Below are 12787 nucleotides of genomic sequence, written 5' to 3'. Positions count from 1 at the left end.
AGGCATGAACATGTTTTTTAGGCTTACCGCGTTAGCTGGCCTGCTTGCAATAGCAGGCCAGACCTTCGCTGTAGAAGATATCACGCGTGCTGATCAAATTCCGGTATTAAAGGAAGAGACGCAGCATGCGACGGTAAGTGAGCGCGTAACGTCGCGCTTCACCCGTTCTCATTATCGCCAGTTCGACCTCGATCAGGCATTTTCGGCCAAAATCTTTGACCGCTACCTGAATCTGCTCGATTACAGCCACAACGTGCTGCTGGCAAGCGATGTTGAACAGTTCGCGAAAAAGAAAACCGAGTTAGGTGATGAACTGCGTTCAGGAAAACTCGACGTTTTCTACGATCTCTACAATCTGGCGCAAAAGCGCCGTTTTGAGCGTTACCAGTACGCTTTGTCGGTACTGGAAAAGCCGATGGATTTTACCGGCAACGACACTTATAACCTTGACCGCAGCAAAGCGCCATGGCCGAAAAACGAGGCTGAGTTGAACGCGCTGTGGGACAGTAAAGTCAAATTCGACGAGTTAAGCCTGAAGCTGGCAGGAAAAACGGATAAAGAAATTCGTGAAACCCTGACTCGCCGCTACAAATTTGCCATTCGTCGTCTGGCGCAAACCAACAGCGAAGATGTTTTCTCGCTGGCAATGACGGCGTTTGCGCGTGAAATCGACCCGCATACCAACTATCTTTCCCCGCGTAATACCGAACAGTTCAACACTGAAATGAGTTTGTCGCTGGAAGGTATTGGCGCAGTTCTGCAAATGGATGATGACTACACCGTTATCAATTCGATGGTGGCAGGTGGTCCGGCAGCGAAGAGTAAAGCTATCAGCGTTGGTGACAAAATTGTCGGTGTTGGTCAAACAGGCAAGCCGATGGTTGACGTGATTGGCTGGCGTCTTGATGATGTGGTTGCCTTAATTAAAGGGCCGAAGGGCAGTAAAGTTCGTCTGGAAATTTTACCTGCTGGTAAAGGGACCAAGACCCGTACTGTAACGTTGACCCGTGAACGTATTCGTCTCGAAGACCGCGCGGTTAAAATGTCGGTGAAGACCGTCGGTAAAGAGAAAGTCGGCGTGCTGGATATTCCGGGCTTCTATGTGGGTTTGACAGACGATGTCAAAGTGCAACTGCAGAAACTGGAAAAACAGAATGTCAGCAGTGTCATCATCGACCTGCGTAGCAATGGCGGTGGGGCGTTGACCGAAGCGGTATCGCTCTCCGGTCTGTTCATTCCATCCGGTCCGATTGTTCAGGTCCGTGATAACAACGGTAAAGTTCGTGAAGACAGCGATACCGACGGGCAGGTTTTCTATAAAGGCCCGCTGGTGGTGCTGGTTGACCGCTTCAGTGCTTCGGCTTCAGAAATCTTTGCTGCTGCCATGCAGGATTACGGTCGTGCGCTGGTTGTGGGTGAACCGACGTTTGGTAAAGGCACCGTTCAGCAATACCGTTCATTGAACCGTATTTACGATCAGATGTTACGTCCTGAATGGCCAGCGCTGGGTTCTGTGCAGTACACGATCCAGAAATTCTATCGCGTTAACGGCGGCAGTACGCAACGTAAAGGCGTAACGCCAGACATCATCATGCCGACGGGTAATGAAGAAACGGAAACCGGTGAGAAATTCGAAGATAACGCGCTGCCGTGGGATAGCATCGATGCCGCGACCTATGTGAAATCGGGAGATTTGACGGCCTTTGGACCGGAGCTGCTGAAGGAACATAATGCGCGTATCGCGAAAGATCCTGAGTTCCAGAACATCATGAAGGATATCGCGCGCTTCAACGCTATGAAGGACAAGCGCAATATCGTTTCTCTGAATTACGCTGTGCGTGAGAAAGAGAATAATGAAGATGATGCGACGCGTCTGGCGCGTTTGAACGAACGCTTTAAACGCGAAGGTAAACCGGAGTTGAAGAAACTGGATGATCTACCGAAAGATTACCAGGAGCCGGATCCTTATCTGGATGAGACGGTGAATATCGCACTCGATCTGGCGAAGCTTGAAAAAGCCAGACCCGCGGAACAACCCGCTCCCGTCAAGTAATATCAATCAGGCACAAGAAATTGTGCCTGATTTTTTAACAGCGGCAAGATGCCGTAAATCAGATGCTACAAAATGTAAAGTTGTGTCTTTCTGGTGACTTACGCACTATCCAGACTTGAAAATAGTCGCGTAACCCATACGATGTGGGTATCGCATATTGCGTTTTGTTAAACTGAGGTAAAAAGAAAATTATGATGCGAATCGCGCTCTTCCTGCTAACGAACCTGGCCGTAATGGTCGTTTTCGGGCTGGTACTGAGCCTGACAGGGATACAGTCGAGCAGCGTTCAGGGGCTGATGATCATGGCCTTGCTGTTCGGTTTTGGTGGTTCCTTCGTTTCGCTTCTGATGTCCAAATGGATGGCATTACGATCTGTTGGCGGGGAAGTGATCGAGCAACCGCGTAACGAAAGGGAACGTTGGCTGGTCAATACTGTAGCAACCCAGGCTCGTCAGGCGGGGATCGCTATGCCGCAAGTGGCTATCTACCATGCGCCGGACATCAACGCTTTTGCAACCGGTGCGCGCCGTGATGCCTCTCTGGTTGCTGTCAGCACCGGTTTGCTGCAGAACATGAGCCCGGATGAAGCCGAGGCGGTAATTGCTCACGAAATCAGCCACATCGCCAATGGTGATATGGTCACCATGACGCTGATTCAGGGCGTGGTGAACACCTTCGTTATCTTTATTTCCCGTATTCTGGCGCAGCTTGCCGCGGGTTTTATGGGCGGAAATCGTGATGAAGGTGAAGAGAGCAACGGCAACCCGCTGATCTACTTTGCGGTTGCAACGGTTCTGGAACTGGTGTTTGGTATTCTGGCGAGCATTATCACCATGTGGTTCTCGCGTCATCGTGAATTCCACGCCGATGCGGGTTCAGCAAAACTGGTTGGTCGCGAGAAAATGATTGCTGCATTGCAGCGCCTGAAAACCAGCTATGAACCGCAAGAAGCAACCAGCATGATGGCTTTCTGCATTAACGGTAAGTCGAAATCGCTCAGTGAGTTGTTCATGACTCACCCGCCGCTGGATAAACGTATTGAAGCTCTGCGTACGGGTGAATACCTGAAGTAATATGAAGTAAATACTAAAAAGCGCGTCCTGATCGACGCGCTTTTTTTATGCCCAGGCTCGTGGCTGAGTGATACGTAAACCACTGACACAGGCAGCAATTACTGCCAGAATAGCCGCAGCCATCAGCGAGACGTGCGTACCATTATCACCAAACTGATTTAGCATCAGCGCCACCAGCGCCGCGCCACTACTCTGACCCAATAGACGAGCCGTCCCTAACATGCCACTGGCCCCACCGCTACGTTCGCGCGGAGCGGAGGTTATAATGGTGTGGTTATTGGGTGACTGGAATAAGCCAAATCCAGCGCCACATAAGATCATCGGCCAGATAATATTGATATCCGCAGGTGACGCGGGCAGCAGAACCAGGGAAAAAAGCCCCGCAGCCATGATGAACAACCCTAAAGCACCCAGCAATCCTGCATGTACGCGTTCAATCAAATAGCCTGCCAGCGGAGCCATCACCATCGTTGCTAACGGCCACGGTGTCAGAAGTAAACCTGTTTCGACTTCACTACGCCCGAGCACGGTTTGCAGGTAAAAGGGCAGGGAAACCATTGCCAGCATTTGTGCGCAGAAAGAGCAAACAGATGTGCAAATAGAAAGTGAAAACAGCGGGATACGCAGTAAATCCACCGGTAGCAGCGGTACGGGAAGAGAAAGCTGGCGGCGAATAAAGAAAATACCAACGACAACCATTACCACCAGTTCCGCACCAATCAATGTCAGCGATTGCCCCTGAGCGAAACCACTCAACGCAGTGATAAGCAGGCCGAAGGTTAACGCGTTCATCACGGCGCTGGGCAGGTCGAAACGGGGTTTACTGGCGCGAGAACCATTGGGTGGCAGAAAACGCATTGCCAGAAGCAGGGCGATAATACCCAACGGTACGTTGATTAAAAATAACCATTTCCAGGATGCGATGGAGAGGATTGCTGCAGCAATTGTCGGCCCGGCAGCAGAAGAAACGGCAACAATAAACGAGTTTATGCCCATCCCTCTACCCAGAAAACGTTGTGGATAGATCAGGCGGATAAGTGCGGTATTAACGCTCATCAACGCTGCACCGCCGAAACCTTGTATGACACGCGCAAGGGTGAGCATTTGCAGCGAATCAGAAAGGGCGCAGAACAGTGAAGACAACAGAAAAACGACCAGACCGCATTTATAAATACGTCGATAGCCAAACATATCGCCCAGAAACGAAAATGAGAGCAGGGAGATGACAATGGCGATTTGATAGGCGTTCACTACCCAGATGGAACTGGCTGGCGTGGCATGAAGGTCCGTGGCGATTGTTGGCAGTGCGACGTTGGCGATTGCGCCGTCAAGGACAGCCATCGAAATACCAATCACAATGGTTAATATCGCACCGTATCGCTGGGGCAATGGCAGGCCGTCGGCCTGAACTTTTGGCATAGGAATTTTATATCTTTGGTGAATAATCAACAGGGGTATGATTCTAGCACTGATATTCACGGTGGATGTCGCAGAATTGTAACTAACCGGCAAAAGATGGATTGCGACCACCCTGGTGCGAAATTATAATAAAAAACAGTTCTGATTTTTATAAAACACTCGCAATGAGGTGATAAATGGCTAACGCAGATCTGGATAAACAGCCTGATTCTGTATCTTCCGTGCTAAAAGTTTTTGGCATTTTGCAGGCGCTGGGTGAAGAGCGCGAAATAGGGATAACCGAGCTGTCGCAGCGCGTCATGATGTCAAAAAGCACCGTTTATCGCTTTTTACAGACCATGAAAACCCTGGGTTATGTGGCGCAGGAAGGGGAGTCGGAGAAATATTCCCTGACCCTGAAATTGTTTGAACTGGGCGCTCGCGCGTTACAAAACGTCGATTTAATTCGTAGCGCAGATATCCAGATGCGTGAGATCTCCCGCCTGACCAAAGAAACTATCCACCTCGGCGCACTGGACGAAGACAGTATTGTTTACATTCACAAAATTGACTCTATGTACAATTTGCGCATGTATTCACGGATTGGGCGTCGTAATCCGCTGTACAGCACCGCGATTGGTAAGGTACTGCTGGCATGGCGCGATCGCGATGAAGTGAAGCAAATTCTTGAGGGCGTGGAGTATAAACGCAGTACCGAACGGACCATCATCAGTACAGAAGCGTTATTACCCGTTCTGGACCAGGTGCGCGAGCAGGGGTATGGCGAAGATAACGAAGAGCAGGAAGAAGGACTGCGTTGCATTGCGGTTCCGGTATTTGATCGCTTTGGCGTGGTCATTGCCGGTCTTAGCATCTCCTTCCCGACGTTGCGTTTCTCTGAAGAGCGTTTACAGGAATATGTCGCAATGTTGCATACCGCGGCGCGCAAAATTTCTGCCCAAATGGGTTATCACGACTATCCATTCTGATGAGAGTAAGAACCTGTCTGAATATCAAACAGACAGGTTCTTTATTTAGCATGAGAAAAATAAAGTTGAAGGTGGCGTTATATTAAACGCACTTGCGATAAGAATATTTTACTCATGAGTGAGAATCTGGTTATTTATTACCCTTAACCATTATCGACCACAATATTGCTTTTACGTAACAACGGGCAATCTGTTAACCCAGAAAACCACTTTTAGTGTGCAGGTATTGTACCGTGCTGGTGCCTCTGGCGGTCAGATAGGTACATTGCAAACCTAATCCCGCGGCATTCTCTTTGCTTCCAATCAAAACGCCATATCCGCTGAGTAATAATCCTATCCATACCAGTGCTATCAGCATAACTGTGCGAATGATGAATCGCATTACAACCTCTTCTCTTTTTATGTTCGCTTAATCGTAGCGGCAATATGCGCTGAAGCAAGCGACTCATTCTGAAAAAGCACGAATATCGACATAGTTAGGCGCTGTTTAACTAACGCATGCTAGTTTAATGACATAAGGTAGGTGAAACGGAGATTGGAGTGAAAAAGTTTCGATGGGTCGTTCTGGTTGTCGTGGTGTTGGCTTGCTTGCTGCTTTGGGCGCAGGTATTCAACATGATGTGCGATCAGGATGTACAATTTTTCAGCGGAATTTGTGCCATTAACCAGTTTATCCCGTGGTGATATCATTTTTTCAGCACTAGATTTTCTTCCTCTCCAGCAGTGGTAGAATAGCGCCTCTACTCAGAGGTGGTGAAATGAACGAAGTTGTAAATTCAGGCGTGATGAACATTGCGTCTTTGGTTGTATCGGTGGTGGTTCTTCTTATCGGGCTCATCTTGTGGTTTTTTATCAATCGTGCCAGTTCACGGACTAACGAACAGATTGAACTGCTTGAGGCGTTGCTGGATCAGCAAAAACGTCAAAATGCTCTGTTACGTCGTTTGTGCGAAGCAAACGAACCTGAGAAAGCAGATAAAAAGACCGTTGAGAGTCAAAAATCGGTTGAAGACGAAGATATTATTCGTCTGGTCGCCGAACGATAATCCTACCTCAATCTTGAGTAACCCCGTCGTTGAAGGGTTACTCAATTCATCCTGATTATACGCACTGCCATGGTGCAACTGCTTCAAATTAAAACTCTGGTCTGACTTCAAATAATTATCATATTATTTATTTGCGTAACGGGATATCAGAAAAAGATATTTAGCCCATTAATTTATTAGGATGTTTACATCGGATTTGTGATTAAGTGTGGTATTATTTATTAGCGAAACGTTTCTCTCTTGATTTTTTTGCGCATTCATCAATTTTTCTTATTTTAAATTTACAATACCTTTGGCGATTGACTTCTCTTTGGGGTGATTGATAGTCGTTAACTGACTGTTTTATGAGAAAAAGTGATATAACTTTTTATTCATTGCATAGCAGAAAATGTGATATTGCACGCACTATGTAATAACTTCTCCCATTGGCCTGGAACAACTGAACTTATTGAACTATGTTAGAAAATACGTCAGTTTAAGTATCTGCCTGAACTGGCAAGGTTAAGCACAATGATATATCGGCGCGTATTCCGTTGCATAAGTGTGCAAAAAAAGTGGAAGACGTATCGAGATTTGTGCGTCTGATCGAGACATGTTTAAAAATGGCTTGCCATAATTAACGTTGTATGTGATAACAGATTTCGGGTTAAACGAGGTACAGTTCTGTTTATGTGTGGCATTTTCAGTAAAGAAGTCCTGAGTAAACACGTTGACGTTGAATACCGCTTCTCTGCCGAGCCTTATATTGGTGCCTCATGCAGTAATGTGTCAGTTTTATCTATGTTATGCCTGCGGGCGAAGAAAACAATCTAAGGAATTTTTCAAATGGCAAAGATTAAAGGTCAGGTTAAGTGGTTCAACGAGTCTAAAGGTTTTGGCTTCATTACTCCGGCTGATGGCAGCAAAGACGTGTTCGTACACTTCTCCGCTATCCAGGGTAATGGCTTCAAAACTCTGGCTGAAGGTCAGAACGTTGAGTTCGAAATTCAGGACGGTCAGAAAGGTCCGGCAGCTGTTAACGTAACAGCTATCTGATCGAATCCACTGATCTGAAGTGTGAATACGCTTCAATCTCGCTATAAAGCCTCGTCGAATGCGAGGCTTTTTACTTTGCTTTATCTTCGCTCCAGTCGTTCGGATATTTGCCCGCCGCGTGATTCGCGTTACACTTGCGGCCTTTAGTATCCTGCCGGAGTTGTCATGTCGTTTTCCTGTCCACTTTGCCATCAGCCTCTTTCGCGTGAAAAAAACAGCTATATCTGTCCCCAGCGACATCAGTTTGATATGGCGAAAGAAGGGTATGTCAATCTGCTGCCTGTTCAGCATAAACGGTCTCGTGATCCGGGCGACAGCGCGGAAATGATGCAAGCACGCCGCGCATTCTTAGATGCCGGACATTATCAGCCGCTGCGTGATGCAATTGTCGCCCAACTGCGGGAACGGCTTGATGAAAAGGCCACAGCGGTGCTGGATATTGGCTGTGGTGAAGGGTATTACACACACGCATTTGCCGATGCGCTGCCCGAAATCACCACGTTTGGCCTGGATGTCTCGAAGGTAGCGATAAAAGCGGCGGCGAAACGCTATCCGCAGGTCACTTTTTGTGTTGCTTCCAGCCACCGTTTGCCGTTTTCCGATACCAGTATGGACGCCATAATACGTATTTACGCGCCGTGTAAAGCAGAAGAATTAGCGCGAGTAGTGAAGCCTGGCGGTTGGGTCATTACTGCCACGCCGGGACCGCGACATTTGATGGAGCTGAAGGGGCTGATTTACAATGAAGTACATCTTCATGCACCACATGCAGAACAACTGGAAGGTTTTACATTACAGCAGAGTGATGAGTTGTGTTATCCGATGCGTCTTCGCGGTGATGAAGCCGTCGCATTATTGCAGATGACGCCGTTTGCCTGGCGTGCGAAGCCAGAAGTCTGGCAAACACTGGCAGCAAAAGAAGTGTTCGACTGCCAGACGGACTTTAATATTCACCTCTGGCAGCGTTCTTATTAACCGTGGAAGTGCGTCCAGAGGATCTGGACGCCGATGCCGATCAGCACCAGCCCGCCGAGAATTTCCGCTTTTTTCCCAATAATTGAGCCGATAAAGCGACCAACCATCATCCCTAATGTCGACATAATCAAGGTTGCACAACCAATGGCCAATGCGGTCGCGATAATGTTGACCTGCAGGAAAGCAAGACCAACACCCACAGCCATGGCATCCAGGCTGGTGGCAATCGCGGTGGTTACCAGTAGCCAGAAACCGTGTCGACGGCGCGGCTCTTCATCTTCATCATCTGCGCCACGAAAACCCTCAATAATCATTCGCCCGCCGAGGAATATCAGCAGCACAAACGCAATCCAGTGGTTCCATTCAAGGACAAACCGGCTGGCTAACATGCCCATTCCCCAGCCGATCAGCGGCGTCAGGGTTTCGACAGCACCAAAAATAAGGCCGGTTCGCAACGCTTCAGAAAATTTCGGTTTATGGAGGGTGGCACCTTTACCGATTGATGCAGCAAATGCATCCATCGACATACCAAACGCAAGAAGAACAGTAGCAGTGATATTCATGACAACGTCCTGACCGGGGTATCCATAAAACACATCATCGCCCCCAGCAAACATGCATACATGAACGACAAACCGCGATGGTTTTCGCGTTCATGCAGGCATAGCGATTGATGTGCATATGGTCTCGCCTGACTGAAAGTGTTCAGTCCGTACGTGCCACGTTTTGCAACGAGTATGTTGACACGTACATTTCCGGAATCTGGAAATCGGCTACTCCCCAAATGAGGGCGCAACCTTAACATATTTTGAGAATATAAAACAACTGTTGGAATATATTATTTCATTGCTTTATTGATAACGATTTTCATTTAGATTTATATATCAATGAAACGTTAAAATAAATAACAAATAAGGGAAGAGGTAATATAGCCTTAGCTATGTCTGATTATTAAAAATACACTAAACATAGCTTTGGCTAAATTCATAACTTATTGAGTTGAAACGAGAAGCTTATAAATTTTTTCCAGATCGTCGATATTTCGAACGCGGATTAACAGCCGACGCTGTTCTAATTGCATCACCAACACGCCATCTTCCGACAAGTTCATCGCTTTGATTCGGCTATATTCAATCCAGACATTGGCGAAGAAAAAACCTTTTTGTTTAAAGATGATCTTCGGAACGCGGATCCAGAATATATAAAAACCCATCAGAGCCAGTGCACTTAATAACCATGTTGTTATTAGCGCGCCATGATTCGTGACGTTGTTATAGATAAGAATGACAATCAATCCGACGAAGATAACGCTATCGATGCGACCACGCCGGAGCAAAGGAATTGCCAGCAGGGTGGGGCCGTTACGGCGGGGCATGATGAACTGATCGTAGATCGCGAAGGCCAGGAGTGCGGCGATGAAAAGAATCAGTACCAGGTCCGTGATTGTCATTAATCCTCCAGATAAAAAAACGGGGCCAAAAGGCCCCGGTAGTGTACAACAGTCTTACAGTCCCAGCAGGCCGCAAGCGTAACCAGCGATACCGATGACGAAGAAGCCAACGATGATCCACAGCGGGTTAACTTTTTTGCGCAGTAGCCACATACAAGCAAAGGTCAGCAGCAGTGGTACCAGGCCTGGCATTAACTGGTCCAGAATAGTCTGGACAGTGGTAACGTGTTCTTTGCCCGTCTGGTCAGTAATGCGAGAGACAACCAGCGGGATGTTGACATGCGTCCACTTGTTAACTAATGCCCCCATGACAAACAGGCCGAGGATAGACGCCCCTTCCGTCAGTTTTTGCAGGAAACCACCACCCATATCTTTAACGATATCGATACCTTTGGAGTAACCATACGCTACGCCGTAGTAACGGGTTGCCAGACGCACCAGGTTAAACAAGATGAAGAACAGCAGCGGACCTAACAGGCTGCCGCTCATTGCGATACCGGCACCCAGCGCTGCAAATACCGGTCGTACGGTTCCCCAGAAGATCGGGTCGCCTACACCAGCCAGCGGCCCCATCAAACCGACTTTGATACCGTTGATAGCACCGTCATCGATCTCTGCGCCATTAGCACGCTGTTCTTCCAGCGCCAGGGTTACGCCGAGAATCGGCGCAGCCACGAACGGCTGGGTGTTAAAGAACTCCAGGTGACGGCGAATAGCTTGTTTACGAGCTTCGTTGTTCTCAGGGTAGAGGCGACGAATTGCCGGTACCATAGAGAAGCAGAAACCCAGTGCCTGCATACGTTCGAAGTTCCATGAACCCTGGAAGAGGTTAGAACGCAGGAAGACGCCACGAATATCACTTTGAGTGAGTTTTTTCTCGGTGGTAGTTTGAGTTGTATCAACCATTTCGCTCACCTGTTAGTCCAGTTCGTTATCGAGATCGTTGTTACCAGCTGCCTGAGCAGGCGCACCGGCTACGCGGTTGTATTTCGGGCTAAGTTGGATGTAGAGCACTGCCATAACAGTACCAATCACACCCAGAGCAACCAGGTTAAAGTTGGTGAATGCTGCGGTTACGAAGCCGAGGTAGAAGAACGGCATCAGGTAGCCAGCACGCATCATGTTGATAACCATCGCATAACCAACCACCACGATCATGCCACCGGCGATATTCAGACCATTGGTCACCACTTCCGGAATCGCGTTCAGCATGTTCTGTACTTCGCTGGTACCAACAGACAGCGCAACGATGACGGCCGGAATAGCCACACGCATTGCTTGCAGGAACAGAGAAGAAACGTGGATCCAGGAAATCGCTGTCAGGTTGCCGTTATCAGCAGCCTTATCCGCAGCGTGCTGGAAAGCAACGGTAATAGTACGAACGATGATGGTCAGTACCTGGCCCGCAGCGGCCAGAGGGATTGCCAGTGCAATACCTGCACCAATGCTCTGATGACCTGCGATAACCAGAATGGTAGAAATGATGGAAGCCAGAGCGGCGTCAGGCGCAACTGCAGCACCGATGTTCATCCAGCCCAGCGCGATCATTTCCAGCGTACCACCGATAATAATACCGGTTTTCATATCGCCAAGAACGATACCCACCAGGGTACACGCGATTAGCGGACGGTGAAACTGAAATTCATCGAGGATTGATCCCATACCTGCGATACAGGCTACGATAAATACCAGCACAATTTGAAGAGTGGTAATCTCCATTGTACTTCTCCTGTTTACGTAAGACTAAAGTGTGAAAACTGAGTGATAATCAACACAATACGTTACTTATCGATTTTGCTGATCAGATCCATCATTTTCAGTTTCGGATCGGTGGAAACCTTACGGACTTCCAGCTCAATACCGCGCGCATTCAGTTTCTTGAACGCCTCGATATCTTTTTCATCAACCGAAACCGCGTTATTCACCTGGGTTTTACCCTGACGGAATGCCATACCACCGACGTTAACAGAGGTGATTTTCACGCCGCCTTCAACGAGACGCTCTACATCTGTTGGGTTGGTAAATAACAGCATTACACGTTCGCCAGCATATTTCGGGTTGTTGTAGACGCGAATCATTTTGGCAACATCAACTACGTGTGCTGTTACGCCCGGAGGTGCAACCTGGGTGAGCAGTGTCTTACGAACGGTATCCGCAGCCACTTCATCACTAACAACAATAATACGGGAGACATTGGTTTCTTTGGTCCAGCGGGTGGCGACCTGACCGTGAATCAGACGGTCGTCGATACGCGCAAGGCCAATAACCATGTAGTCGTTTGGTCCCATTGGTTTTGCCGGAGTTGGAGCCGCTTTTGGTGCTGCGGCAGCGGGTGCTGGCGCGGCTTTTTCAACCGGTTTGGCTTTCAGAGCTTTCACGCCTTCACGGCCTGTTTCTACTGCCAGCGCAACCAGTTCATCAAAGCTTGGGTCATCATCACGGGCCATTAACGTTTCCACGAGCATTGGAATGTTAACGCCTGCAATGACTTCATAATGCTCTTTGTCGACGACAATGCGGCTGGCAGCATTGAACGGGCTGCCTCCCCATGTATCAACGAGAAACAGCACGCCTTTAGTGGTGTCGAGTTTTGCCAACTGAGCGTTGTACTTTTCAATCAGCGTTTCGGCATTTTCACCTGGAACGAAATCGATCCAGCCGACGTTTTCCTGCTCGCCTAACAGCATTTCTGCGGTTTTAAGCAACTGCTCTGCAGCCCAACCATGTGTGCCTATAACAATAGCAATGGTCACTTGCTACCTCCTTTA

14 protein-coding genes and 1 pseudogene are annotated in these 12787 nt (G+C 48.3%); 8 read left to right on the top strand and 7 right to left on the bottom strand.

The genetic code is table 11. The features are described 5' to 3' along the window. Positions 1–4 precede the first annotated feature (4 nt). Positions 5–2053, top strand: a complete 2049-nt coding sequence (prc, locus tag G434_RS19960; protein ID WP_001055785.1) for a carboxy terminal-processing peptidase — start codon at positions 5–7, stop codon at positions 2051–2053. A 191-nt stretch (positions 2054–2244) separates the two neighbouring features. Beyond that, positions 2245–3126, top strand: coding sequence for a protease HtpX (gene htpX, locus G434_RS19965; protein ID WP_000984517.1), 882 nt, complete (start codon positions 2245–2247; stop codon positions 3124–3126). Between the two features lie 45 nt (positions 3127–3171). Here htpX and G434_RS19970 read toward each other — a convergent pair whose 3' ends face one another. Beyond that, positions 3172–4545, bottom strand: a complete 1374-nt coding sequence (locus tag G434_RS19970; RefSeq protein ID WP_001309553.1) for an MFS transporter — start codon at positions 4543–4545, stop codon at positions 3172–3174. Between the two features lie 176 nt (positions 4546–4721). Here G434_RS19970 and kdgR point away from each other — a divergent pair, with 176 nt between their 5' ends. Continuing rightward, on the top strand, positions 4722–5513 hold the full coding sequence (gene kdgR, locus G434_RS19975) for a DNA-binding transcriptional regulator KdgR (protein WP_001262179.1): 792 nt from the start codon (positions 4722–4724) through the stop codon (positions 5511–5513). A 143-nt stretch (positions 5514–5656) separates the two neighbouring features. Here the strand turns inward: kdgR and G434_RS0124870 are convergent. Beyond that, positions 5657–5895 (bottom strand): annotated as a pseudogene (locus tag G434_RS0124870) (YobH family protein). Positions 5896–6053: 158 nt separating this feature from the next. Here G434_RS0124870 and mgrB point away from each other — a divergent pair. From mgrB to rlmA, 5 genes are all read left to right on the top strand, one after another. Further along, on the top strand, positions 6054–6197 hold the full coding sequence (gene mgrB / locus G434_RS0124865) for a PhoP/PhoQ regulatory lipoprotein MgrB (RefSeq protein WP_000714550.1): 144 nt from the start codon (positions 6054–6056) through the stop codon (positions 6195–6197). A gap of 74 nt (positions 6198–6271) precedes the next feature. Beyond that, positions 6272–6559: a YebO family protein gene (locus G434_RS19980; RefSeq protein WP_001006866.1), complete on the top strand. Its 288-nt coding sequence runs from the start codon at positions 6272–6274 to the stop codon at positions 6557–6559. 669 nt (positions 6560–7228) lie between these two features. After that, on the top strand, positions 7229–7372 hold the full coding sequence (locus G434_RS0124855) for a DUF2627 domain-containing protein (protein ID WP_001295496.1): 144 nt from the start codon (positions 7229–7231) through the stop codon (positions 7370–7372). Between the two features lie 12 nt (positions 7373–7384). Further along, complete coding sequence (cspE, locus tag G434_RS19985; protein ID WP_001062678.1) at positions 7385–7594, top strand: transcription antiterminator/RNA stability regulator CspE; 210 nt, start codon at positions 7385–7387, stop codon at positions 7592–7594. Between the two features lie 165 nt (positions 7595–7759). Next, positions 7760–8569 (top strand): 23S rRNA (guanine(745)-N(1))-methyltransferase, encoded by an 810-nt coding sequence (gene rlmA, locus G434_RS19990; protein ID WP_000010122.1) that lies wholly within the window; start codon positions 7760–7762, stop codon positions 8567–8569. On the opposite strand, the gene mntP is transcribed toward rlmA, so the two are convergent. From mntP to manX, 5 genes are all read right to left on the bottom strand, one after another. After that, positions 8566–9132 carry a manganese efflux pump MntP gene (gene mntP, locus G434_RS19995; protein ID WP_001296134.1) on the bottom strand — a complete coding sequence of 189 codons (567 nt, stop codon included), beginning with the start codon at positions 9130–9132 and terminating at the stop codon, positions 8566–8568. The two genes, rlmA and mntP, sit on opposite strands and share 4 nt — an antisense overlap. Before the next feature lie 428 nt (positions 9133–9560). After that, positions 9561–10019, bottom strand: coding sequence for a DUF986 family protein (locus G434_RS20000; protein ID WP_000156255.1), 459 nt, complete (start codon positions 10017–10019; stop codon positions 9561–9563). A 54-nt stretch (positions 10020–10073) separates the two neighbouring features. After that, a complete protein-coding gene (gene manZ / locus G434_RS20005; protein WP_000228655.1) occupies positions 10074–10925 on the bottom strand; it encodes a PTS mannose transporter subunit IID in 852 nt (283 codons plus the stop codon). A gap of 12 nt (positions 10926–10937) precedes the next feature. After that, positions 10938–11738 carry a PTS mannose transporter subunit IIC gene (gene manY / locus G434_RS20010; RefSeq protein ID WP_000406926.1) on the bottom strand — a complete coding sequence of 267 codons (801 nt, stop codon included), beginning with the start codon at positions 11736–11738 and terminating at the stop codon, positions 10938–10940. Positions 11739–11800: 62 nt separating this feature from the next. Continuing rightward, a complete protein-coding gene (manX, locus tag G434_RS20015) occupies positions 11801–12772 on the bottom strand; it encodes a PTS mannose transporter subunit IIAB (protein WP_000150543.1) in 972 nt (323 codons plus the stop codon). Between the last annotated feature and the right edge of the window lie 15 nt (positions 12773–12787).

Source organism: Escherichia sp. KTE172 (genome assembly GCF_000408845.1).
GTDB classification, from domain to species: domain Bacteria; phylum Pseudomonadota; class Gammaproteobacteria; order Enterobacterales; family Enterobacteriaceae; genus Escherichia; species Escherichia coli.
The sequence above is the reverse complement of the archived record's forward strand: the minus strand, read 5'-3'. Positions and strand labels throughout refer to the sequence as shown.

Coding starts and splice junctions, on each gene's coding strand:
- manZ (WP_000228655.1), bottom strand. CDS start 10,925: ATGGTTGATACAACTCAAACTACCACCGAGAAAAAACTCACTCAAAGT.
- prc (WP_001055785.1), top strand. CDS start 5: ATGAACATGTTTTTTAGGCTTACCGCGTTAGCTGGCCTGCTTGCAATA.
- G434_RS20000 (WP_000156255.1), bottom strand. CDS start 10,019: ATGACAATCACGGACCTGGTACTGATTCTTTTCATCGCCGCACTCCTG.
- kdgR (WP_001262179.1), top strand. CDS start 4,722: ATGGCTAACGCAGATCTGGATAAACAGCCTGATTCTGTATCTTCCGTG.
- G434_RS0124855 (WP_001295496.1), top strand. CDS start 7,229: ATGTGTGGCATTTTCAGTAAAGAAGTCCTGAGTAAACACGTTGACGTT.
- G434_RS19980 (WP_001006866.1), top strand. CDS start 6,272: ATGAACGAAGTTGTAAATTCAGGCGTGATGAACATTGCGTCTTTGGTT.
- htpX (WP_000984517.1), top strand. CDS start 2,245: ATGATGCGAATCGCGCTCTTCCTGCTAACGAACCTGGCCGTAATGGTC.
- G434_RS19970 (WP_001309553.1), bottom strand. CDS start 4,545: ATGCCAAAAGTTCAGGCCGACGGCCTGCCATTGCCCCAGCGATACGGT.
- manY (WP_000406926.1), bottom strand. CDS start 11,738: ATGGAGATTACCACTCTTCAAATTGTGCTGGTATTTATCGTAGCCTGT.
- rlmA (WP_000010122.1), top strand. CDS start 7,760: ATGTCGTTTTCCTGTCCACTTTGCCATCAGCCTCTTTCGCGTGAAAAA.
- cspE (WP_001062678.1), top strand. CDS start 7,385: ATGGCAAAGATTAAAGGTCAGGTTAAGTGGTTCAACGAGTCTAAAGGT.
- mntP (WP_001296134.1), bottom strand. CDS start 9,132: ATGAATATCACTGCTACTGTTCTTCTTGCGTTTGGTATGTCGATGGAT.